At 43.9% G+C, this 23,774-nt stretch carries 16 protein-coding genes and 2 tRNA genes; 3 read left to right on the forward strand and 15 right to left on the reverse strand.

Going from position 1 to position 23,774, the window contains the following annotated elements:
- Positions 1–229: 229 nt before the first annotated feature.
- The 6 genes from ACVBIU_RS11635 to purE all read right to left on the reverse strand — a co-directional run bounded on the left by ACVBIU_RS11635 (position 230) and on the right by purE (position 8,473).
- Positions 230–1,309, reverse strand: coding sequence for a DUF2955 domain-containing protein (locus ACVBIU_RS11635; protein WP_447163756.1), 1,080 nt, complete (start codon positions 1,307–1,309; stop codon positions 230–232).
- A complete protein-coding gene (locus tag ACVBIU_RS11640; protein ID WP_447161120.1) occupies positions 1,299–2,444 on the reverse strand; it encodes an HlyD family secretion protein in 1,146 nt (381 codons plus the stop codon). The genes ACVBIU_RS11635 and ACVBIU_RS11640 overlap by 11 nt, the downstream gene beginning before the upstream one ends.
- A gap of 375 nt (positions 2,445–2,819) precedes the next feature.
- On the reverse strand, positions 2,820–6,095 hold the full coding sequence (locus tag ACVBIU_RS11645; RefSeq protein ID WP_447163755.1) for a S41 family peptidase: 3,276 nt from the start codon (positions 6,093–6,095) through the stop codon (positions 2,820–2,822).
- Positions 6,096–6,530: 435 nt separating this feature from the next.
- Entirely contained in the window at positions 6,531–7,097 is a 567-nt protein-coding gene (locus tag ACVBIU_RS11650) for a hypothetical protein (RefSeq protein WP_447163754.1), read from the reverse strand.
- Positions 7,090–7,644 (reverse strand): sigma-70 family RNA polymerase sigma factor, encoded by a 555-nt coding sequence (locus ACVBIU_RS11655; RefSeq protein ID WP_447163834.1) that lies wholly within the window; start codon positions 7,642–7,644, stop codon positions 7,090–7,092. Before ACVBIU_RS11655 ends, ACVBIU_RS11650 begins: the two co-directional genes overlap by 8 nt.
- 325 nt (positions 7,645–7,969) lie before the next feature.
- Positions 7,970–8,473: a 5-(carboxyamino)imidazole ribonucleotide mutase gene (purE, locus tag ACVBIU_RS11660; RefSeq protein WP_447161116.1), complete on the reverse strand. Its 504-nt coding sequence runs from the start codon at positions 8,471–8,473 to the stop codon at positions 7,970–7,972.
- Positions 8,474–8,955: 482 nt separating this feature from the next.
- Between purE and ACVBIU_RS11665 the strand changes: the two genes are divergently transcribed.
- A complete protein-coding gene (locus ACVBIU_RS11665) occupies positions 8,956–10,224 on the forward strand; it encodes a sensor domain-containing diguanylate cyclase (RefSeq protein WP_447163753.1) in 1,269 nt (422 codons plus the stop codon).
- Positions 10,225–10,447: 223 nt separating this feature from the next.
- Here ACVBIU_RS11665 and ACVBIU_RS11670 read toward each other — a convergent pair whose 3' ends face one another.
- From ACVBIU_RS11670 to ACVBIU_RS11685, 4 genes are all read right to left on the reverse strand, one after another.
- Positions 10,448–11,065, reverse strand: a complete 618-nt coding sequence (locus tag ACVBIU_RS11670; protein ID WP_447161114.1) for a transglycosylase SLT domain-containing protein — start codon at positions 11,063–11,065, stop codon at positions 10,448–10,450.
- A 134-nt stretch (positions 11,066–11,199) separates the two neighbouring features.
- Positions 11,200–11,640 (reverse strand): hypothetical protein, encoded by a 441-nt coding sequence (locus tag ACVBIU_RS11675; RefSeq protein ID WP_447161113.1) that lies wholly within the window; start codon positions 11,638–11,640, stop codon positions 11,200–11,202.
- A gap of 2 nt (positions 11,641–11,642) precedes the next feature.
- Complete coding sequence (gshA, locus tag ACVBIU_RS11680) at positions 11,643–13,244, reverse strand: glutamate--cysteine ligase (protein ID WP_447163752.1); 1,602 nt, start codon at positions 13,242–13,244, stop codon at positions 11,643–11,645.
- Positions 13,245–13,389: 145 nt separating this feature from the next.
- A complete protein-coding gene (locus ACVBIU_RS11685; RefSeq protein ID WP_447163751.1) occupies positions 13,390–16,227 on the reverse strand; it encodes a M16 family metallopeptidase in 2,838 nt (945 codons plus the stop codon).
- Positions 16,228–16,701: 474 nt separating this feature from the next.
- Here ACVBIU_RS11685 and ACVBIU_RS11690 point away from each other — a divergent pair, with 474 nt between their 5' ends.
- Together ACVBIU_RS11690 and ACVBIU_RS11695 are read left to right on the forward strand one after the other, a co-directional pair.
- The gene (locus ACVBIU_RS11690; RefSeq protein WP_447163750.1) at positions 16,702–17,952 is read left to right on the forward strand and encodes a dicarboxylate/amino acid:cation symporter; all 1,251 of its coding nucleotides are present in this window, start codon (positions 16,702–16,704) and stop codon (positions 17,950–17,952) included.
- 101 nt (positions 17,953–18,053) lie between these two features.
- Positions 18,054–18,239: a hypothetical protein gene (locus ACVBIU_RS11695; RefSeq protein ID WP_447161109.1), complete on the forward strand. Its 186-nt coding sequence runs from the start codon at positions 18,054–18,056 to the stop codon at positions 18,237–18,239.
- 408 nt (positions 18,240–18,647) lie between these two features.
- On the opposite strand, the gene ACVBIU_RS11700 is transcribed toward ACVBIU_RS11695, so the two are convergent.
- From ACVBIU_RS11700 to ACVBIU_RS11720, 5 genes are all read right to left on the reverse strand, one after another.
- Positions 18,648–19,778 carry a sodium ion-translocating decarboxylase subunit beta gene (locus tag ACVBIU_RS11700; RefSeq protein WP_447161108.1) on the reverse strand — a complete coding sequence of 377 codons (1,131 nt, stop codon included), beginning with the start codon at positions 19,776–19,778 and terminating at the stop codon, positions 18,648–18,650.
- Between the two features lie 8 nt (positions 19,779–19,786).
- Complete coding sequence (gene oadA / locus ACVBIU_RS11705; protein ID WP_447161107.1) at positions 19,787–21,610, reverse strand: sodium-extruding oxaloacetate decarboxylase subunit alpha; 1,824 nt, start codon at positions 21,608–21,610, stop codon at positions 19,787–19,789.
- Positions 21,611–21,630: 20 nt separating this feature from the next.
- On the reverse strand, positions 21,631–21,879 hold the full coding sequence (locus tag ACVBIU_RS11710) for an OadG family transporter subunit (RefSeq protein ID WP_447161106.1): 249 nt from the start codon (positions 21,877–21,879) through the stop codon (positions 21,631–21,633).
- A 1,607-nt stretch (positions 21,880–23,486) separates the two neighbouring features.
- A tRNA-Ser gene (locus tag ACVBIU_RS11715) sits at positions 23,487–23,578 on the reverse strand.
- A gap of 8 nt (positions 23,579–23,586) precedes the next feature.
- Positions 23,587–23,663: transfer RNA gene (locus tag ACVBIU_RS11720), tRNA-Arg, on the reverse strand.
- Positions 23,664–23,774: the final 111 nt, after the last annotated feature.

Consider the following 23,774-nt stretch of genomic DNA (forward strand, 5'->3'; position numbering starts at 1 on the left):
TATAGCACAGGAAACAAGTTGTTGATTCAGTTATATATCACAATCAAGCTTAATGGCGGCTTGATCAAGCCTATGGCCAATTGTCATTCCAATTCTGCTCATTTGATGTTCCTATCTCGCGACCTATCTCCTTAAGCAATCGATCCCTTTTGTAACGATTAAGATAAACCCTTAGGTATAAACTAATGTAACCAGCTTAGATAAACCGCTGAGCTTAACGAGTAAAAAGCTAAAGGCTATTACGCTTCTTTAAAAACGTCCAATCTCGGGATTCCAAAAAGAAAGAGGCAAAAATCATGTAAACCCCCACTAGAAATAGTTGCAAAATCCTAAGATAAAAATTCACCGCAACATCTTTGTCTGTAGAAGACGCCGTAGAGCCAACGACCACCAGCAACGCCGATAAGATCCCTGCATAAAGAGGCGCTTTTGCGGGGTCGGCATAAATTTTTTGCCCAAAGAACAAAGCCGCTAACATCGACATACCGATATAAAATTGCAGTTCAGGTACGATAGTCAGTAAGTTATAAAATACGACTGCTAAAGCCCCACCAATGCCATTGGTTACCAGTAAGAATAAACTCACCTTAATACTTTTCGCTCCCGCTGCTTGCAATGACAAGATGGCAATAAAAATCATGGTCAACAACGCACCCGAAATTTCTAAAAAATAGAAAAAACAGATCACAGGGAAAGCGATAATTAACGCCCGAAATGCTTCATGAGTGCGTTCATCATGGCTCTGCTGTGCGCTCGCTAACTGCTCTTTTTTAGGAGAAAGATCGGGCAATAAAGCATGTAGTAGTGCAAATATTGCCACCGCCACGACACCTGAAAAACTCAAGCCCGCGCCAACGATGATCGCAGCGCCAGGCTGAAGTAGGCTCAGGTAAGGCAGCAGTAAGGTCGCGACAATAAAAATAGTGGCGAAGAAATTCCATTTAGGATCGCTAAAGAGGTAATAGCCCCATAACATCATCATCGCCAGCAGTGGTAGCAACACAATGGGATATTGAGTTGGGCCAAAACTCACCAACCAAGCTAAGCCTATGGTACAGAGCATCGAGATGAGTAGCTCATAAACCGTCTGTATTGTGGGTTCTTGCCTGTCGACTAAAAACTTGGCGACAAATACCGGTACAATAAAGGCGAGTGGCCAAGCCCAAATAGCAGACACCGCTACCGCGAGACCAATGCCAAGAGTAAAGCGCAGTACACGCCGAGTATAGATAGCCTCCGCTGTCACTCCAGACCTAGGGTTGGCACCTGCCTCAGCTAAATCACGAGTAGAGAGATCTTTATCTGACATAAGAGAACCAACTCACCACACGGATCCAAAATTTACCAAACAGGTTAATAATGCTGTTGTCGCTGGTATAGACGATCACATCGGCTTGACCACCAACACGTCTTAACCCTACGGCTTCATCTACAGGTAGTACAATCGTCACCGGAAAGCGCTGAGATTGGCGTAGCCAGCCAGTTTGGCCTGATACCTGTGCCAGTTTGCCCGTCTGCTCACTCTGGCCCCAATCGACTCCGTAATCGATACTGCCGACTTTGGCTTTAAAGACTTCTCCTGGCGCATAATCAAGAGCAAACTCGACATCATCTCCCGCCTTCATATTACCTAAGCTGTTTTCCCTAAAGTAGGCCTCAATCCATACGCCTTCAGATGAAATAAAGGTCATCACTGGTTGACCGGCACTGGCATAAACGCCCTCTTTTAATCTAAAGTTTGACGCCACACCATCAGTGGGCGCAACAATCGATGTTCGAGCCAAATTGATTTGGGCAGTCTCTAGGCTTAACAAGGCTGATTTAACATTGGTGTTATTCTCCCCTTCTGCACCTAAACGCTCCTTGGCTTTAGCCAGATCAGCTTTGGCACTCGCAACACCCGCTTCAGCCTTTGTCAGCTCAGCACGGGCATTATCTGCATCGGCTTGGGACATCACCGCTTTATCAACCATGGCAAAAATACGCTTTGACTGAACTTGGGCATTGGTTAAATTGGCTTGGGCATTCGTCACTTTCGCTTGAGCAGCGGCTACATTGGCTGTCTGTGCACCAACATTTTGACCCGCTTTCTTTAGGGATTGCTCTGCTTGATCTAGTGCAATTTCATAGTCCTGGGGATTAATTTTCGCCAGTACATCTCCCTCTTTTATTAACGTGTTAGGCTCGACTAAAATATCAATTATTTCACCCGAGACTTGAGGACTGATGGGCACCACATAGCCACGAATTCGACCTAGATCGGTTGATGGAATAAACCTGTCGGCGACAAGGTGAAATACAAATAAACAACTGACAACTATTAAGATGATATTAGTCGCTTTGCGAATTTTAGTGTTCTTCTTGTTTTCGGTTTGCTCGACCTCTTTATTCTGCTCGTTACTCGCTGCATCCTCGTTAGCACTCACACCCTTATCTTCCGTCATACTCATCCCTTTGGTCACCGATAATCCTGCACTAACCGCCGTCAGACAGGTACTCAGTATTAAAGCCTATTAACACTCAAATCGCCTGAGCTACTTTTTAATCAGTTTAGTGTCTTGAACAGACAACATTCAACCGTTTTATCAAATTAATTTATCAGCAATTTACTTAAGGTTTAATTAAAAACACGAGCAGAATTGGACACTTCTAGAATGTCGGTAGCGATATATGACGGGCCAGGAGACTCATGCGGGATTGTGTATCCTATTGTGTATTTTTACCATAAAAATAGGCGTTATTGACCTGGGAACTGCTTCGCCAATAACGCCCTAAACTTCACTGTTGCCATGCTTGATAGAAACAAGCACTAGCGTACATTAAAATGCTTTATTTACATCTTCAGCCATGCCTTTTTTGGGCATTGGCTTAGGGTTGAACTCGGTAACCGGTTGCTTATCAAGAGCCTCTTTCAAATAGCTTACCGCCTTGTTTAATTGCGCATCTGTACCGTTAAATGTCGCGTAAGGTAAGTTATTCACCTCGATGTCGGGGCTGACACCACGGCCTTCAATAATCCAACTTCCATCCATTGCATATTGTGGGTACTCGGCAACACGTGCCATACCTCGGTCAGTGAGCGAGTTACGCCCAGACAACCACACTCCAGCGCCTGCAGTTTGCTTACCTATTAATGGCGCAATACCCAGTGCTTTAACTCCAGCAGAGAAGGTTTCACCATCTGAGTAAGTCAGCTGGTCAGTTAATACAACAAGTTGCCCTTTAAAGGTCTGCTGCATATTTCCAGATGGCGTACCATGAGTCGGAGCCCAAAATGCCCAAGTCCGGCGCAGTAATTTTTCGATGATCCAACTATCAATATTACCACCGCGGTTTCGACGCACATCGATGATCAAGCCGTCTTTATCAACGTTGGCATAAAACTCTCTTGCAAAGCTGGCTATATCACCGCTGCCCATGGCGTATAAATGCAAGTAACCTATCTTGCCGTCACTGTTATTAGACACTTGTTCACTATTATGGTGCACCCAGTCTAAGTATCTCAGCTTGGCATTTTTAGATGGACTGATAGGTTTAATAATTGTTTGGTGTGTTTTACCGCCACGCTTTAGCGTCAGTAGTACCTGTTTGCCACTTTGGTTACGTAAAAGCTTAGTGACATCGGCTATATTGCTTAGCTTCTTAGCATTGATAGCGACTATCACATCACCGACTTTAGCATTAACGCCCATCTGTTTAAGTGGAGCTGCTTGTTCCGGCAATTCAGGATCGCCCTGATATATATGCTCGATAACAACGCCAGTTTTAGTCTGCTCGAGTCGCGCGCCTAAGCTGGCCGATTTAGCTTTATCGAGATCTTTGGCAAAGTCGCCACCACGCACTTGAGAATGAAGAGAGTCAAGCTCGCCCATCATCTGCATAAAGAGATCATTGAGCTCATGGCGATCGGTTAGTCGCTCTACCAATGGCTGATATTTCGCCTTAGTGGCTTGCCAGTCTAAGCCGCGCATGCTCTTGTCATAAAATGAGTCACGGTGCATTAACCATGCATCTTCAAACATCTGTTGCCATTCTGCTGCTGGCTCAATGGCAAGTTGCCATAAATCTGTTTGTACCTTGGTATGCTTAAGCTCTTTAGGAAGCTTATCTCCAGCATCGACAATTAACATCTCACTGCCTTGCTTAGATTGCTTACGAATAAAGAGCTTCTCGCCATCTTGAGACAGCTTGAACTCGCCTACATCTGCAGAAAAAGTGTCAACTTTTGGACTGAGCGGATCGAACTTGACGAGCTTGAGTGTCGACTTGCCACTCATAGTGCTATCGAGTAGGTAAAACTTATCTTTTGCCATCTGCAAAGAATCGTAGTTACCCGCAGCAACCGGAACTTGCCATAATCGACTCGATAAGCCCTCCCAATCGACTTGAGCCTCTACCTCATCATCTGGCTTTGCCGGTTCAGACATCAGCTCGTTGGGCTTTTGAAATGCAAATCGCGCGTCCTCATTCAATGCAATTGCAAACACCTGCGTGCGCTTATTGAACATAGGGCCTAGGTTTCTGTCGCCCCAAGGTGAGCTAGGAGTAGAAACAAACTTTCTATTTGATAGGAAATATAGCCAGTCACCATCAACACTAAAGCTTGGTGAAAAAGACTCATACTTATCACTCGTTAACGACTCAGCACGATGCTCTTTTAGCGAGTACAACACTATTTGAGGACGCGCCTTGCCCATCTCAGCTTTCGTTAACGCAATAAAACGGCTATCGCCAGACCAAACAATATCGGCGTATGGCCCTAACCCCTCACCTTGAGTGATTATTTTCTTGTTACTGCCTTTTTTCACATCGAACAACCAAACATTACCGTCGTAATCATCGTGGGCAAGGTAACGTCCATCCGGAGATAAGTGCAGGTTAAGCCTTAAGGTTTTACCGTCTTTAGTGAGTTGCTTAGCGTTGTCACTGCCATCGGCGGCATATCGCCATAGTTCTTGCTCTCCCGATGCATCACTAATCGCGTAAACCCAATGACCATCTTGGCTCATTACAGCATGACTAACTCGGCTGTGACCTGGCAATGCTATTTCAATCAGACGTTGCCCATCTGTACCCGCAATAGCCACATTGCTTCTCGCGGTAATAGCCACCTTATCCCCTTTAGGTGAAAAAGTTGTGGCTGTTGCGTATTTCATCGGCTCCTTGACCCAATGCTCACGCTTTTGTGCAAAGTCAGAGATAAGATTAATATCAAGGATTTGCTCTTTGGCTGAAGCGATATCAAACAATTTAATATCGGCGCCTTGTTGAAACACTATGCGGCCTTGATTTAATCTTGCAGCACGTACTTGCCAGTCTGTGTAATGAGTGTGCTGCTTAAGATCATTCCCCGCGGTAGACATAGACCAGATGTTATCATTGCCGTCGCTGTCACTAATAAAATACAAGCGAGATTGCCACAACATAGGTTGCCTGACAGAGCCTTGATGACCCTGAGTCAATGGCGTAGCTTCTTGTGTGCTGCCTAGCTTGAATTTCCACAGTTCACCTTTAGCTCCACCGCGATATACCTTGGCATTATCACCTGTAGTTTGCAGACCAAAGCGGGTGAAATAGACATATTCACCTTTATCATCAATCGCCCCTTCTATGGCATCGGCAAGCGGTAAATCAGTCGTTAACAGGGTCTTTGGATCAACGGTTCGAAGTACCCAATAATTCGCTGGGCCAAATGCATTGTCGGTTGAGTAAAGCACCTTACCGTCAGCGGTCCAGCCTTGAACGCGAACTCGACTATTTTCAAAGCTGACACGCTTAGCTTGCCCACCCGTAATAGGAATAACGTAAACTTCAGATGAGCCTTCATAATTAGCCACGTACGCTACTGATTTTCCATCGGGGGAGATTGTAGCCCCCAATTCTTGTGCAGGTAAACTCGTTAGACGCGTCGCTTGAGAGTCACCTAATGACTGAGTCCAAAGATCGCCTTCGGCCGTAAAGACCAAGGTTTGTAGGTTTAATGCTGGCGCACGAAAATAACCAGGTTTGACCATGGACTGTGAGGCAAAAGAGGGGAATACATTAAATGTGCCTAAGGCAAGCATGCAGCATGCAAGAGAGTGACGAAGTTTCATCTGAGCTAGCAATCCTGTTGTTATTGTTATTAAACAAATAAATTTAAGGCCACAAGGTAGCAAAAAATCTACAAAGCATCAGCAAAATACTACTGAATAAGTATTAGCAAATGTGTTTCTCAGCCCTTAAGTAAAATTGAGCCAAACTTGCTCAATTTTACTTAATCAGTAACGGCTACGCTTAAACAAGCACCGTTAATGTTTAACCTCGGTCGCACTTGGCTTGCTACTACTCTACTTGTTAAAATCTATGCTGGGTATCGATCTTCTAGAGGAGACCTCTCTTGGGATCTGGGACGGGTTCAAATCACTTTAAACCCATCTGTGCTAGGTTAAAGTGCTCTCTATCCTCTAGCAATATAGAGACAAAATAAAGCCCGCTTAAAAGCGGGCTTTATCGTTCTAGCGTTAAAAAACGAGAGTTCTGAGCGCTAGTTAATGGCCAGACATAACAGCTTTTTGTAACTTAAGGTACCTTGCGTTAAGCGAGTGCGACGCCTGTAGCAACTGCGGTTGTTGTTCAGCTAACAGCGTCAGTAAACGCTGAGCCTTGGCTATCTCTTTAGCTCTGATCAACTGCTCAATATTATCAAGTTGTGCGATTAAGGCAGCGTCTGCGGCCATAAACTCTTTGCCCTGTTTGACCCAAGCAGCTTTGTCATCAGGTTGCTCCGCCAATTGGCTAGGATTATCCATCGAACGCATCATCTGTGGCTTAGGCGGAGATGACATCATGACCGGCTGCCCCTGCTCTAATACATCACCCTTTTTCATTGCTGGATTTATGACAAACAATGTCACCACGACCAATACCGAGGCTGCTGAAGATAATGGCCAGCGATATTTACGCCAAAAAGACTGACTCTGTAAAGGCTTCTTTATTCGGCTACGCGCCAGATTAAGGATCTGTTCATCAAGTTCACTTGATGGCTGCTCCTGAGTCATTTTTTGATAAAGTGACTTAATTTCAACTTCGTTTGCTTCATGCTCTTTATCAGTCATGATTAGCTCCTTGCCATTTTAAGTCGACACAATCCTTAAGCCCTTTATAAGCGTAACGAATGCGACTTTTAGTCGCCTCTAGCGTCGCGCCTGCGATATCGGCAATGATTGCCGCCGTAAAGCCCATCTCTACATTTAGCAAAAATGCCTCTTTTTGCACTTGTGGTAAGTTCGCCACGCAGCCTTTAAGCAAGTTTGCTTTTTGATTATCCAACATTAGCCCTTCAGGATTAAGGGTATCATTACTCAGTTGAGTCTCAGCATCTTGCTCTGGCTCAAAAACATCACTGAAATTACTTACCGGTTTAACGGCCCTGACATGATCAACAATCAAATTATGAGCAATGCGATATAACCAGGTAGTGAATTTTGCGCTGGCTTCATAGAGGCTGGCAGCTTTAATCACTCGACTCCAGGTTTCTTGGTAGAGATCTTCAGCCAATTGCGGGTCGTGGATCTGTCGAACAAAATACCGATATAGTGGCCCTTTGTGCTTACGATAAAGTAGCTCAAACGCATGGCTACTGCCTGCTGCATATTGCAGCATCAAAACGTGATCGGCATCGAGCTCTAGAGAGGCTTGGGATGAGGGCAAAGGTTGCTCCACAGTATCTTCCTTAGCTAAAAAATTTGGACATTTTCGACCGCTAAGCTTTGTCCAGTTAAACCTATATTGCAAGTGCTTAGCTCAAGCAATAACTTATGAGGTGGCTAGCATTAGCCATAATAGTGAAGAACAGCAATCTGAGACAAGAATTAACAGCAATATGACTAAGTGGCGTGAAGAACGTAACCCATAAAAGTGCCGCACAGAAAAACTATCTTAGCGGCATTTCATTGCTAACAGACGTATTCAGAATAGACTGATTAACTTAAGCGAGCTTGGCTTGTAGAGCGGCATCTTTAGCTGCAACAGCTTCAGCAGACTTAGCACGCTCTTCTTTAACGGCCACAGCAAGGGCATCATCGCCAACGGCTAACATTTGCGCCGCAAGATAACCTGCATTTTTAGCGCCTGCGCTACCGATAGCCACCGTTGCTACAGGTACGCCGCCAGGCATCATCACTGTCGATAAAAGTGCATCGTGTCCTTGTAGTGGGCCGCAATCAATTGGTACACCGATAACAGGGCGAGTCGTAATACCCGCGACCGCACCAGCTAGGTGCGCAGCAAGACCTGCTGCACAAATAAAGACTTTACAACCACGCGCTTCTGCATCAGTTACGTAGCTATGCGTAGCTGCAGGCGTTCGGTGAGCCGAAGTCACTTTTGCTTCAAACTTAATTCCGAAAGTGTTAAGCACATCGAGGGTGGCTTGCATTGTAGGCAGATCTGAATCTGACCCCATTAATACTGCAACAAATGGTTGGCTCATGTTAAGTCCTGTAGGGCGGTGCATTATTATATTTGCGCGCATTATAATGACATTAAGCGCATTGAGTAAACAGGCTTCCCCTAAGCCTGCGACGCCGTTATCACAGGGTTTTCAAAAGCTGAAAATCACTTATTAATACATATGTATAGCAAACAAGTGTATGGTTAATTATCAGCTTGAGAATTGATAACTTCTGGTTAATTCAGCACTAATTTAGTGGTAAAGTAGTTGCAAAATTTAGCAGGAAAGAATGCTAGATATTAGGTTCGAAACCTACCCGGCTTTATGTATATAGTATGAGATGAGATTTAGTACGATACTCGACGTTGTCAGCAGTGTATTTTACTTGTATATAGGTAGTGTCGATTTATAAGTGAATTAGAAATGAGAGTGGAAAGTGAGTCATAAAGCTGAATATAAGCACTTTTTAAGCGACATCGACGGCACATCAATGGTGAGATTTACGAATAAGGATATTCATAATGCCCATTAAAGATAGCTTGAAGAAAAAAAAGATAGACTCAGTCGGTCTAAAAACGCATCTCGCGCTTTTAGGAACTCCAATGCTATTACTCCTCATCGGCTGGGGCATTTTCTTTCGTATCAGCCCGACGCCAAACTCTGTCGCTAACTTAGTCTTAGTCGCAATAATCTATTTATTAGGTTACAGCTTAAGTTATTACTTCCATCAAGGTCGATTGAACCGATTATGGGAGCATCTTCAGCAGGTCATTCATGTTAACGATACCACCTTTGCATTGGTCAATATTGCTAATCGTTACCAAGATGAGCGCGCCTTTCTTGATGCGTTACTCAAGAAATCTGTCAGTAGTATTGATGGCGCTGAGATGGGATCGATTATAAAAGTGGATGCCAACACTGGGGAGTTGCACTTTGAGTCCACCGTCGGCATTGATATCAACAAGCTCAGACAAGTTAAATTCAATCTCAGCCAGTCTTTCGAATACCTGCTGACCAAAGGCAAATGTGACCGAGTCGTAGTCATCGATGATATGGCCAATATCAATGCCCATAGCACCCTAAGCACCGCCGAACAACAAGTCTTGCTCACCGCACCTGAGGCACCTATTCGTTCAACCTTATCCAGCCCAATACATATCGACGGTGCTCTCTATGGCATGCTGAATTTAGACAGTGCAAGAATTAACGCTTTTAGTCATTACGACAGAAACTTGGTGGCAATCCTAACTCATGAAGCGGCGAATGCTATTGCGCTTTATCAGAAGACACGTCAAATTAACTTATTAGCCAATTTTGATAGTTTAACTCAACTTTATAACCGTCAACGCTTTGAAGAAGGAGTTAACAACTGGAAGATTAAAGCGCACTTTGGCAGTTATTTGGTCGTGTTAGATCTTGATAATCTAAAAGTAATTAATGACAGTGACGGACACCAGGCAGGCGATAAAGCCCTGTTGTATTTTGCTAGTACGCTAAAAATGCATTGGCATAGTAAACACTTGATTGCTCGCTATGGAGGTGATGAATTTGTTGCCCTATGCCACGGACCGCTAGAGCAGCTTGAAGAAGATCTTAAACAGATCAGGCAAATGCTAGCAGAGCAGCACTTAAGCGACAAACCTGCTTATAAATCTATGCCCGATATTCAGTTCAGTTACGGCATCGCTGACTACCAAGGGGATTTAAATACCAGCTTTAAAGCGGCTGATAGACTGATGTATCAACATAAACGAGGCAAAAAGGCCTCAACTCAGACAAATTATCAATAAAAAGCCCCCGCAAATGCAGAGGCTGTTATGTAAAGTCATTTAGCGATTTATTAGCGTTTATATTAGTGGCACTTGCTTATTGGCGCTTATTTCTTAACGCAAGGCTCGAGAGCTTAGTTGTTACTCTTAGCTCTAGAGCATGATGTTAATTTTAGTTTTAGAGCTTGATGTAAATAGTAGTGCTAAAACCTGTTCTCATTTTGTCTGGATAGGTCAGTATCGACTACCCAAAAAACAGTCGCCACAACCAGGATGAATCGAGATCCTCCTGACACTGCCTATATTGGGCTGCATATCGCTTAGAACGCTCATCTACACGGCCAGCAACCTTGATTAACCATGCTTTTTGATTATACGTTTTGCGTTTATAGCCCCCCCAACCTTCATGGTAATTCAAGTACTGGTTACGAGCATCCCACTTGGACACGCCATTGATTTTGTGCGTTTTGTAAATAAACCATCCCATAAAATCCATAGCGTCATCAAAGTTACTTCGACTTGACCAGGAGTTACCAGTTTCCTTAACGTAGTCATCCCAAGTCATGGTTTTTGCCTGCGCATAGCCATAAGCATCACTTGCTCGGCCAATAGGAATAAAGCCTAAAAAATATTCCATCGGTGGAGCAGCATTGTGCTTAAAAGAGCTCTCTTGATACATCATGGCTAAAGGAACATGTATCGGTACTCCCCATTTTTCGCGGGTATCTTTTGCAGCGCTATACCAGGAGCGATTCTCTGTGTAAATCGAACAAAGATTTTCGGGATCTTTTGGAGGAGGAGTCGCGCACCCAGTCAATAGGGTCGCTAAAATAACAGTCGTAAATAACGCGGGCCATTTCATAAAAAAAGATACCAACAGACAGTAATAGCAAAGCCATAGTGTCACACTGATAGCTTAAAGATGCAATTGAGCGTTATGGGAATTGTGTTGTAAATCAGATGAGAGTAGCTCGAACCTACCGCGATTACCTCCCCCTACTGGGCAGGTTGAAGCTCACAGTCATGGGGCTCTTGTTGCCATACTTCCGGTTGCCAAAAACCTTTATCATTACCGCGATAAACTTTGTCGACATTAAACTTGGCACCAATATGATAGCGCTCATTATGTGCCACATTCACCGTAAGCTCTTTAGGGATGCGAGCGCTAAGTTTGACCTTCAAATTCGGTGCATCAATCAACTCAGCAAGAGTAAAGGTGTGTTTACCTACACTTAACCGATAATAAGGTTTAGATATAACAGGCTTTCCATCTAGGTGAGTTACCACGACGCGATAAATATCAGCGTCGTGGTCGGGCTCCATATACGTCGCAACGATACCGCATTGATTGGCGGTATCAGGTTGAGTTGCACAACCCGATACCAGCAATACCAATGCAGTAAAACTTAATATATTTTTGAACCCTTTAGTCACCAAGGTTAAGCCTTAAAATAATCAACTAAAAACTGATCGAAGCTCACACTTGGCTCAGCTTCTAGCTTCGCTTGTTTCTCGAGTGATACAATTGCGTCTTGCTCATAGCGCATTGTCACAGCCTCTGACAGAGGATAGTTTTTGAGTTCTTGATGGTACTGCTCTGCAAGCTGTAACACCCAGTCACTATGATCTATTTGGTCTTGTTTTAGTCCTTTAATAATTTGTCCCGACAAGGTTTCGTCTGGATTATTAACGGCTTTGTGCCACTTAGTCAGCGCAACCTGGTAATCTTCTCGGCTGTCATCGTCAAGTAGTGAAGCGATATCACTAAGATCACCAAACAATGATTCAAGCCAATGACTTAAGCTCAGCGGCTCACCTGAACGGGTTAACATAAGCCCCGGCTTACGCCCCTCAAGCACGACAGCTTGTAGATTAGCGGCAATTTCCGCCTCTTCACTTGCATCAGATGCCGCTGAAGGTTGCAATAAGCAGTTCAATAAGAAAAGGTCTAAGAAACGGATCTGTGACTTTTCAATACCCACTGAGCTATAAGGGTTAACATCTAATGCTCTGACCTCTATATACTCAACCCCTGCTCGAGCAAGTGATTCTGACGGTTTCTCATTACCTTTAGCAACACGTTTAGCACGTATAGGCGAGTAAAATTCATTTTCAATCTGTAAAATATTGGCGTTAAGCTGACGATACTCGCCATCTACTTTAACGCCAATTTTTGCGAAATTAGCCGAAGGCATATTAATCGCGGATTTCATCCCTTCCAAGTAACAAGCTAAGCTGTTGTAACTAATATTTAAGTTGTCTTGCTCTTGGTTGGTATAACCTAAGTCACTCATCCGTAAAGAGGTGGCATATGGCAAATACAAAGTGCCATTGCCTATGACTTCAAAAGGAAAGTTATTCGTCTTAGGGTCTTGAATAAATGTGCTGCAAAGCGCTGGTGATGCACCAAATAAATACGGTAATACCCAGACTAGGCGACGATAGTTACGAATGAGACCGAAATAAGACTCTGAGATAAAATCCTCTAAGCTTAAAGATTTATCCGATAGCTCATACAGCCTGTCCCAGAGCTGGTCTGAAACAGAAAAATTAAAATGCACGCCTGAAATAATTTGCATCTGAGCGCCATATCGATAGGTCAGCCCTTTACGATATAAACGTTTCATTTGGCCAGTGTTAGAACTACCGTAATCCGCAATGGGGATATCACCCGCATCGCCAAGGTAGCACGGCATACTTACAGGCCACAGTCGTTGGCCATTTAAGTGCCGGACACTATAGGCATGAGTTAAGGTCAAATCTTCGACTAATTCATCGATATCTTCAAAAACAGGAGTAATAAACTCAAGTAGGGATTCGCTATAATCTGTGGTGATCCGCGAATTGGTTAACGCCGAACCTAACGCTTGTGGATGTTTATCCAACGCTAGATGACCCGACTTTTCAATTCTTAACGCTTCACGCTCAATGCCTCGTTGCATTGTTCTTAGCGCTTGACGACTTGCCGTATCCGACAACTTACCTACTAATTCATTGAAAGATTTCAATACATTACTCTCTAGTACGTGACTTTTACCCATATAGCAATTCAGTCAGACCCGCTATAGACAACTTAAATTTCAAGTCGTACCAAATTAGCGTTTAGTTAACTGCCAGCATAATAAACGATGAGATGATGCCATAGATTTAGCACCATCTCTCGGATATATGGACTAATTATGTCTTTTACAACTGTAAAATTTCAATTGGATAACCAAGTGTTGATAATTCAGACTCAATTTGAGCCCGGTCGCCAACAACCAATATCACCATATCGTCTAAATTCAACTGCTCTTTAGCCAGTTGATTGAGTTCATTTAGGCCAATACTGTTAGTGATTGCAGTTTGCTGCTCACTGTAGTTATCGTCCAAATTATAACGCTGAATATTACGCATCAAGCCCGCTTTTTGATATGGCGTTTCATAGTTTAATGCCTTGGACTGTGAGATTGAACTCTTCATAAACTCGAGTTCTTTATCTGTCATCCCTGTTTCCTGAAAAGCATTAATCTCTTTGATAAATTCAATTAGTGCCTTTGTCGTCACATCACTACGCACGCTAGCCGTTGCTTGGTAAAAACCGAGTTCTGGGCCACCTGAGAAATAGCTTCTTGCGCCGTAGGTGTAACCTTTGTCTTCGCGAAGGTTGAGGTTAATTCGGCTATTGAATGCACCGCCCAGTGGGTAGTTCATCAAATACGATTTAAAGAACTCGCCCGTTGCATCATATTTAAGTCCACGCTTGCCAATCTTAATCACAGATTGGGCCGCTTCTGGCTTATCTACAATATAGATTTTTCCACCCTCAAACTTGGGTAACGCTGCAAGCTCTGGCAAAGGCGTTGCGGCCCCCTTCCAACTAGAAAGCGTAGCAAGTTTTGCTAGCATCTGCGCTTCATTCAAGCTGCCTACTGCCACTATTTGCGCATTACCTGCGGTATATTGCTGCTTATAGAAGGCGTTAACGTCATCTAACGTCATTGCTGAAACAGTGGCAATTGAACCGCCAGAGCTTACACCAAATGGGCTATTTTCGCCGTATAACAAACCGCTAAACGCCGTTGAAGCCAGATAGTTAGGCTCGGTAAGCTCTCGCTGTAAGTGTTGTAACTTTTGCTGCTTCACTCGCTCAAAATCGGCAGCGGTAAAACCGGGGGCAAATAGCTTCTCTTTGACTATGACCATGGTCTTATCAAGATTAGCTGCTAATGATGATATTTTAACTTGGCTTTGATAACCACTTGCACTGAAACTCACATTGCTGCCTAGCATTTCTAACGCTTGAGTGAGCTCCTCAGAGCTGCGCTTCTTGCTCGACTCATTCATCATTGACGCTGTCATGCTAGCAAGACCGGCTTGGTTTACATCTAATAAGCGGTGACCGCCATTAAGATAGATAACGATTTCAACCGTTGGCGTTTCGCTCGTCTGAGTACCAATGACCTGGATTTTATTGGCAAGCTCACCAGTCCAAAGCTCAGGCATGCTCAGTACTGGCGTTGGACCTGCTGCTGGAATAATACTTCTATCAAATGCAGAGGTGAGCTGTGGCTTAATCGCTACGTTTTCAACCGCAACGGAAGCGACCACCTCGGCAGGGGCAACAAAGTTATCTGCTTTAGCAATAAGTTGAGCTTGCCCCTGGGGCACGACGCTCATTACCACCATGGGCTTATCTTTGATGTATTTGTTAAACACACGCATCACATCAGCTTTGGTGACGTTTGCATAACGAGCCAAATCAAAGCCAATCATATCTGGGTTGTCAGAGAAGGTTTCATTAAAGGCTAGACTTGCCACCTTACCTTGTACGCTCTGCAAGCCGAATATCGTCCCCGCTTCAAAGTTAACTTTAACTTTTTCAAGATCATCATCGGTCACTCCGCGCTGTTCAAATTCAGCAATAGAGTCCTGCATCGCTTGCTCGATTTCAGCTAAGTTACCACCACGAGCAGGGTTTGCTAACGCGTACATAGAAAATTGACAAGCTAGCTCTTGGCAAGGATGACTTACACCCGCTTGTACTGCTAATCCATCTTTGACTAAGTTCTTATAAAATAGTGATGTCTTACCGCCACCTAAGATATTTGATAGCAGATCCAGCGCAGCTTCATCTTCATGGCGGGCATAAACGGTTGGCATACCAATACGCAGTAAGGGTAAGTGGACTCTATCTTCCATCGACAAGTAACGCGTTGCATCAAGAGTCACTAACTCTTTCACTGGCGCGTCGACTGCTGGGCCTGCAGGGATCTCACCGAAGTACTTATTCACCCAAGCAAGAGTTTGCAGCTCGTCGAAGTCACCACCAATGGTTAAGGTTGCATTATTAGGGCCATACCAACGCTGGAAGAAATGCTTAACATCTTCTACATCTGCACGATTTAAATCTTCAGGCCAGCCGATCACTGGCCATGAATAGGGGTGACCTTGTGGGTAAAATGCTTGATTGAAACGCTCTCCCATACGACCATATGGGCGATTATCTACTCGTTGGGCGCGTTCATTTTTAACGGTCTCGCGTTGAACTTCAAACTTTTCTTCTGTTAATGCTGGCAAGAAAAAGCCCATGCGATCTGATTCTAACCAGAGCATTTTTTCCAGCTGATTATTCGGTACAGTTTCAAAGTAGTTAGTACGGTCGGTATTAGTGGTGCCATTTAAGGTACCGCCAGACTCAGTCACCATCTTAAAGTGCTGTTCATCCCCAACATTTTCAGAACCTTGGAACATCATATGTTCAAAAAGATGGGCAAAGCCTGAGCGTCCTTCTAATTCACGGCCAGATCCCACATGGTAAGTGACGTCAACATGTACCAAAGGATCTGAGTGATCTTCATGTAAAATCACCGTCAAGCCATTCGCTAATTGGTATTTGCGGTATGGGATCCCAACTTCATCATTACTAAAACTTACCGTTTCAAGTAAGACCACACCTTCTGGTAGCGATGTTGAATTTTGTTGCTGTCCAGCACATCCCAATAATGCAGCACTTACCGCTGCGGCCAATATCCATTTTTTCAATGACTCTCTCCTTTTCCAACAGGCGTTATTAGCATCTTTTGCCACGCTGTATATTGATGCACCTAGTATTACCCACTACAGATAAAACAACCAGCGGTGTAATTTCAAATAATTAACCTAAAAATATGCCGTTTTTAATAACAATTGAAGCAAAGAATACACTTATTTATCGACAACAACATCAGGAGTAAAATTCCTTACCGAGTGAATTAATGCAATTTTTTTCACAGATGAAATAAAAACACCACCTTGTTGCAATCAAGTTAAAATTTAAAGTTATTAAAACAAACTCTTTTATCACAATATGTTATAACCAAATCGGTTTGTGATACACGCCACACTATCTATAGAATGAGCATCACTGGGTAACTAAATGTAAACCTTGTTAGAGGTTGCCTGCAAACTATTACTGGAGTGAACACCGATTCCCCCGTAAAGTAACTTTAGAAAAATAAAATTTTTGGAATTTCAACAATGTGGCAAGCAATTAAAAGTATCCCTTTTTGGCAGAAAGTATTAGCTGCCTTTATCTTAGGCGCCGGCGTTGGCGTCATTTTTGGTGAGTCTGCAACGGTACTTAAACCGCTGGGCGATCTGTTCATTAGTGCGATTAAGATGTTAGTCGCACCGTTAATATTCTGCGCCATCGTTGTCAGTATCACTTCGCTAGGCTCCCAAGTCAGTTTAAAAAGACTCAGCTTTAAAACCTTAGCCATGTTCATGTTTACTGGCACAATCGCTTCGCTGATAGGCTTAACTGTCGGCTCAGTTATCGATATGGGCGGTTCCATGGAGCTGGTAGCGACCGAAGTTCGTGAGCGAAATGTACCTGGATTTGCTCAAGTCGTTTTAGATATGATCCCTGTCAACCCGTTTGCCTCGCTGGCTGAGGGCAAGGTACTGCAGATCATCATATTTGCAGCTTTGATTGGCATTGCGATTAATAAAGTAGGTGAAAAAGCTGAACCATTAAAACGCACTATCGAAGCGGGTGCAGAAGTCATGTTCCAGTTAACCCGTATGGTGTTACAACTTACCCCAATTGGTGTATTTGGTTTAATGGCTTGGGTTGTTGGCGAATACGGTTTATCTACTCTGCTGCCATTAGGTAAGTTTATCGGTGCTATCTACTTAGCCGCATTGATCCATATTATCTTTGTCTACGGTGGTTTAATTAAGTTTGCCGCCAAGTTAAGCCCGATGCAGTTTTTCCGTAAAGCGATACCTGCGCAAATCGTTGCATTTACCACAGCATCAAGTTTTGGCACTTTACCTGCCAGCACGCGCTGCACGGAATCTATGGGCGTTTCTAAGCGCTATGGCTCTTTTGTGCTGCCCTTAGGTGCCACTATGAACATGGATGGCTGTGGGGGAATTTACCCTGCTATTGCCGCTATTTTTATCGCCCAGATTTATGGCATTTCATTAGATATGACTGACTATATGCTTATCGCTGTAACCGCAACGGTCGCGTCTGTCGGCACCGCTGGTGTACCCGGCAGCGCAATGGTTATGCTAACAGTAACGTTAGGCGTTGTCGGTTTGCCACTTGAAGGTATCGCTTTTATTGCTGCAGTCGACCGTATTATCGATATGATCCGCACAGCAACGAACGTCACTGGCGACATGATGACCGCCGTTGTGATTGGTAAATCAGAGGGCCAGCTTGATGAAACGCAGTTCTACGCCCAAGAGAATGCCCCTGTAGAGCAAGCTAGTAACTAGTACTCACTTGTCATTCAATAAAAAGGCCGCAATCGCGGCCTTTTTACTTTATACTTTTCAATATTCTACTAAGAATACAGACTATTTTGGAGCGCTTAGATATGACAAAACTCTTCATTCTTCCGATACTGCTTTCGCTGGCATGGGCACTTTTTCTTAACTATAACGGCGTACCATTAAAGCAAGGAAAGACGGGGTTTCTCTATATCATCGGCATCAGCCTGACCATCATTTTTGCACTGGTATTTTTACTCTGGCTCACTGCGGGTCAAAACCTCAAGTATTAACCCTCTATAACAAGGTTAATATTGATCAGTACAAGAAAGCATTCGACTCAAGTGTTGTTGGCTCATTCAACACGAAAGGAAGATGAAATATAGGCATAGTTCTATAAAACCGTTGGCGTACACAACCATCGGAACTTAAAACTCAGTGCAAAAACATTAGTGCCTAAAAGCGAACCACTGCACGTTAGTGACTGAAAGATGAGGCATAAAAAGTCCTACTAAAGAGCAGGACTTTTCGGTTATGTGCTACAAGGCTGTCAGTTCTAAGAACGAGTTAATAATGGGTCAATCCAAAACCCGTTAACCCAAACTAATGCTCAAGCTAGTACCCAAACAAGTGCTTAAAGCTCAGGCTAGTACTAAAAATAGGTCTTAAACTAGCACTCATAAAATAGTAGTCAAAGCTTGTTAGCCAAGAACCGCCAGTAATACCCCCGCCGCTACCGCACTGCCTAATACACCAGCAACATTCGGCCCCATGGCATGCATCAACAAGAAGTTTTGGTTATTCGACTCTAGGCCAACCTTGTTAACCACTCGCGCAGCCATCGGTACAGCCGAGACTCCGGCAGCGCCCAGTAATGGATTAATTTTACCACCAGAGAGTTTGCTCATCAGTTTTGCCATAAGTACCCCCGTAGCAGTACCAATAGCAAATGCTACTGCACCAAGTACTAAAATACCTAAAGTTTCCATCTGTAAGAACTGTTCTGCTGACAGCTTAGAACCAACTGCAAGACCTAAGAATATGGTCACAATATTAATCAGTTCATTTTGCGCAGTGTTTGATAACCGATCGACAACACCTGATTCACGCATCAAATTACCAAGACAGAACATGCCAACCAATGGGGTTGCTGCAGGCAAGGCTAAGATGGTAAGACCGAGCACCATCAGCGGAAAGATGATCTTCTCTTTCTTGCTCACTTCACGCAGCTGCTCCATCTTAATTTGACGCTCAGATTCAGTTGTAAGCAAACGCATAATAGGCGGTTGAATTAACGGTACCAGTGCCATATATGAGTATGCGGCAACGGCAATAGCACCAAGCAGATCCGGCGCAAGTTTAGAGGCTAAGAAAATAGCCGTTGGCCCATCTGCCCCACCAATAATGGCAATGGCTGCCGCGTCAGTCATCGAGAACTCAAACCCTGGGATCAAGTTCAGCCCGATAGCCCCTAAAAGGGTCGCAAAAATACCAAACTGAGCCGCTGCGCCAAGTAACAGCATTTTAGGGTTAGCGATAAGTGCACCAAAATCCGTTAACGCCCCGACTCCCATAAAGATAAGCAGAGGGAAGATCCCAGTTTCAATGCCTACGTGATAAGCGAAATAGAGTAGTCCACCTTCATCGGTAAACCCACCGTTGGGAATATTGGCCAGTATTGCGCCAAATCCAATCGGTAGCAGTAGCAAAGGCTCAAACTTCTTTGCAATTGCTAAATATAACAATAGGCAGCCAACACCCATCATCAACAATTGGCCTAAGGTAAAATTAGCAATACCAGACTCAGACCAAAACGCGATTAATCCTTCCATGATGACCCCTACGCCAATGCTAACAGTTGACTACCAACTGTGACTGCATCACCTTCTTTAACCCAAACCTTTGAGATCACCCCATCAGCTTCGGCGCGCACTTCCGTTTCCATCTTCATCGCTTCAAGAATAATCACCACATCGCCCTCTTTGACACTATCACCTGGCGATACATGTACCTTAAAAATATTGCCTGAAAGCGGAGCATTCTGCTCATGCTTAACTGCAGCTATATCAACAATCGCTGGTGCATGGGCAGCCCCATGGTTTGGCGCTGCAAACGGCACAACGTTTTCTGCCGGGGTTATTTGGCTAATGTCGCCACCTTCTGCAACTTCAACAACAAAGCTTTGCCCCTGTACGGTCACCGTATAGGTTTCAGGTCCTTGCTTATTGGCAGCAGCAAGCTCCGCCTTTTTAGCCTCTTCAAGCGCTTTAGCAGCCACGTCAGGTTTAGGTTCAAACGCATCGGGGTTATTGCGATTACTTAAAAACTTAAGGCCTATTTGTGGGAATAAAGCATAAGTAAGTACGTCATCATCAAGCTCTTTAGCAAGCGATATACCATCGGCAGCCGCTTTGTCTTTAAGCTCTATGCGTAATTTATCTAATTCAGACTCAAGTAGGTCTGCTGGTCGACAGGTAATAGCCTCTTTGCCAGCCAATACTCGTCGTTGCAGCTCAGCGTTAACCGGAGCTGGCGTCGCGCCATACTCACCTTTCAACACCCCTTCAGTTTCTTTAGTCATCGACTTATAACGCTCGCCTGTAAGCACGTTAATGACTGACTGTGTACCCACAATTTGTGACGTCGGCGTGACCAAGGGTAAAAAGCCTAAATCTTCACGAACGCGAGGGATCTCTTCTAGAACCAGATCTAACTTATCGCCAGCACCTTGCTCTTTTAGCTGGCTTTCCATATTCGTTAACATGCCACCAGGAACTTGTGCCCGTAAAATTCGTGAGTCGATCCCCTTTAATTCACCTTCAAATGCGGCATACTTTTTACGCACAACTCTAAAGTACGCAGCAATCTCTTCCAGCAAGGCCATGTCATAACCTGTCGCTCTATCTGTTCCTTCAACCATCGCCACTAAGGTTTCTGTTGCGCTATGACCATAGGTTTGGCTCATAGAAGAGATAGCAGTATCGAGCACATCAATACCCGCTTCTATAGCTTTTTGATACGTAGCAGTACTTAGACCTGTGGTTGCATGACAATGCAAAGAGACAATGAGATCGGTCTGCGATTTGATTTGGCTAATCATATCGAAGGCTTCAAAAGGCTTTAATAAACCTGCCATATCTTTAATACAGAGCGAATGACACCCCATATCTTCTATGCGCTTAGCCATATCGACCCAGGTAGTTAAGTTGTGTACCGGGCTTGTGGTATAAGATAGGGTTCCTTGGGCGTGGCCACCGACTTCAACAACAGACTTAACCGCCGTCTCAAGATTACGCACATCATTCATCGCATCGAATACGCGGAAAACATCAACACCATTGGTATAAGCTCTTTCAACAAAGCGATTCACCAAATCATCGGCATAATGACGGTAACCCAGCAGATTCTGTCCTCGTAGTAACATCTGTTGAGGGGTGTTAGGCATTACCTTTTTCAGTTCACGGATCCGCTCCCACGGATCTTCTCCAAGATAACGAATACAGGAGTCAAATGTGGCGCCGCCCCATGATTCTAATGACCAAAAGCCGACTTTATCGAGTAAAGGCGCGATGGGTAACATATCTTCGGTACGCAAACGAGTAGCGAGAATAGATTGGTGTGCGTCTCTTAGGACCACATCAGTTAAAGCCAATGGCTTGCTCATACGAATACTCCCTACTTTTATTATACTTTCTTACGATGCTGATGAATGGCTGCAGTGATCACCGCAGCCATTAAAGGACTTACAGCAGCTTGATCCGATTGTTGTTGAGTCGAAGGGCCTTGACTCATATTTTGTTGTGGCAAAGGGCCAAATTTTCGAGCAACCAAATTCATCGCTAAAATGAGCATACTCAAAAAAACAAATACCAGTGTCATGCCTAGAACCATGATCCCCAGTGCGTCATATAACTGTTCAGATATTGAAGCCATCTCTTCCTCTTGTAGACACTTTATTGTGAAAAAACGTGGCGATCAGCCAATAGAAATTCACTTAACATTCACATGTTATGCAATTCATTCCATTCATTTCAGATACTGCTTAGCAGTCAAATGGCAACCTCAGACAAAAACAATAACCAATATATAACAAGATTGCGACCCCTTTGTAAATTGGTCATACCATAAAAATCATCACAAACTCATAGCTACTAACAAATCATCACTATTAAAGCCGATGAATTGAATATCCATCAATATACAAGCTTTCACGGCTATTTCTTTATAATTTAATAGTGCATTTACTGGAAAATGAATTCAGAAAATAGAACAGAGAGGAGCGTTAAAAGCCAAATTGCAATTTTATGCAATTTAGCTTTTAGGCTTTATCGCTGAGTGGAGTCGCATAGTTAATGGCAATTTACGGAAAATTTAGATGTTTAGCGATTGAGTTTTTAACGATTGCATTGATAGCGATAGATATTATAAATCTGCTTGGTAAATATCATTAATCGGGGTTTTATAGCTATTACATTAAGTTGATTAGCGATGATAAAGGGAGGCTATTGTCGTGGTATCGCCAATGATCCTCAGCAGTATAAAGCGGTGAACATTCAACGGCGTTTAGCGCATCAGAGACTGGTCATTAATCGCTCACTGGTTCGAGTTTGGTGGCATAGCATTTTCGGTAACAGCACCTGCGCTACTTAGCCTACTGAATCCTTTCAGTAGTGTATTAATGAAATTCGCTGCATAAGATCTCCATGGCCAGAGGAAATGTCTATGTAATCGGGATACAAGACCTTATACCAATCAGTATAAGAAGTTGATCTACTCAGAACGTTTTTTGGCGAACTGATTCAAGGCGAATAACTGAAAGAATGGTTGTTCCTTGTGAAGTTGTTCAACGCAGTAGTAGGCAGCCAAAAACGCGCCAGAATGGCGAGTTTTGGCGGCTCTGATCCTGTGACTCTTATGGAACAACAGGGAGCTTAACCTAGTTCAACTATGCTCTTCACCCGTTGCAAACCACATGATCTTGTATGTTCCCGACATACATAAGACATTACCTCCATCCCTGGAGGTCAGATGTGGTGAATGTCATTAATGCACGACTATATGGATATAGGAGGTAGAGTAACGCAGGAGCAGTTACCGAGGAGTATTTAATGAGCTTGTCTCAGTGCCGCTAAACTCTCGCTGAGCGACCAAATCTTTATACTGATAGGTATTATGCTCACGACATATCGAGCATAATCGAACTAGGTTTATGTTTGTTAGCGCTGCATATGAAGCCTTAAAGCTCATTTTTTAAGGCGGGTTTGGACTTCCTACTTCAGCATTAAATAACTTCGTAAGGAATCCCACTTCATCATCTATTCTCATTGAATTAGTTTGTAAAAACTGGATGAGTAATATGATTGCTATTGTCCCCATTGGAATAAAGCTTGGCTATGTTCAACAAGCACGATACCAATTCGCTATAAATTGATGCTGAATGCTGAATGCTGAATGCTGAATGCTGAATGCTGAATGCTGAAAAGGGTAAATTACAGACACAAAAAAACCGCACTTAGTGCGGTTTTTTTGTTTTTAATGAATGGCGGAGAAGGAGGGATTCGAACCCTCGATGGGAGTTAAAGCCCATACTCCCTTAGCAGGGGAGCGCCTTCGGCCACTCGGCCACCTCTCCGCAAAACATGGTGCGCGTGGGAGGATTCGAACCTCCGACCGCCTGGTTCGTAGCCAGGTACTCTATCCAGCTGAGCTACACGCGCAAAATCGGTACGACTTGTATCTAATTTGTTTTATATGGTGCGGATGGGAGGATTCGAACCTCCGACCGCCTGGTTCGTAGCCAGGTACTCTATCCAGCTGAGCTACATCCG

The organism is Shewanella sp. 30m-14 (genome assembly GCF_052977125.1).

Excerpts from the sequence above, each read along its gene's own strand:
- ACVBIU_RS11655 (WP_447163834.1), bottom strand. The coding sequence starts at position 7,644 with ATGCTGCAATATGCAGCAGGCAGTAGCCATGCGTTTGAGCTACTTTAT.
- gshA (WP_447163752.1), bottom strand. The coding sequence starts at position 13,244 with ATGGGTAAAAGTCACGTACTAGAGAGTAATGTATTGAAATCTTTCAAT.
- ACVBIU_RS11645 (WP_447163755.1), bottom strand. The coding sequence starts at position 6,095 with ATGAAACTTCGTCACTCTCTTGCATGCTGCATGCTTGCCTTAGGCACA.
- ACVBIU_RS11700 (WP_447161108.1), bottom strand. The coding sequence starts at position 19,778 with ATGGAAGGATTAATCGCGTTTTGGTCTGAGTCTGGTATTGCTAATTTT.
- ACVBIU_RS11635 (WP_447163756.1), bottom strand. The coding sequence starts at position 1,309 with ATGTCAGATAAAGATCTCTCTACTCGTGATTTAGCTGAGGCAGGTGCC.
- ACVBIU_RS11710 (WP_447161106.1), bottom strand. The coding sequence starts at position 21,879 with ATGGCTTCAATATCTGAACAGTTATATGACGCACTGGGGATCATGGTT.
- ACVBIU_RS11670 (WP_447161114.1), bottom strand. The coding sequence starts at position 11,065 with ATGAAATGGCCCGCGTTATTTACGACTGTTATTTTAGCGACCCTATTG.
- ACVBIU_RS11695 (WP_447161109.1), top strand. The coding sequence starts at position 18,054 with ATGACAAAACTCTTCATTCTTCCGATACTGCTTTCGCTGGCATGGGCA.
- ACVBIU_RS11650 (WP_447163754.1), bottom strand. The coding sequence starts at position 7,097 with ATGACTGATAAAGAGCATGAAGCAAACGAAGTTGAAATTAAGTCACTT.
- oadA (WP_447161107.1), bottom strand. The coding sequence starts at position 21,610 with ATGAGCAAGCCATTGGCTTTAACTGATGTGGTCCTAAGAGACGCACAC.
- ACVBIU_RS11690 (WP_447163750.1), top strand. The coding sequence starts at position 16,702 with ATGTGGCAAGCAATTAAAAGTATCCCTTTTTGGCAGAAAGTATTAGCT.
- purE (WP_447161116.1), bottom strand. The coding sequence starts at position 8,473 with ATGAGCCAACCATTTGTTGCAGTATTAATGGGGTCAGATTCAGATCTG.
- ACVBIU_RS11665 (WP_447163753.1), top strand. The coding sequence starts at position 8,956 with ATGCCCATTAAAGATAGCTTGAAGAAAAAAAAGATAGACTCAGTCGGT.
- ACVBIU_RS11640 (WP_447161120.1), bottom strand. The coding sequence starts at position 2,444 with ATGACGGAAGATAAGGGTGTGAGTGCTAACGAGGATGCAGCGAGTAAC.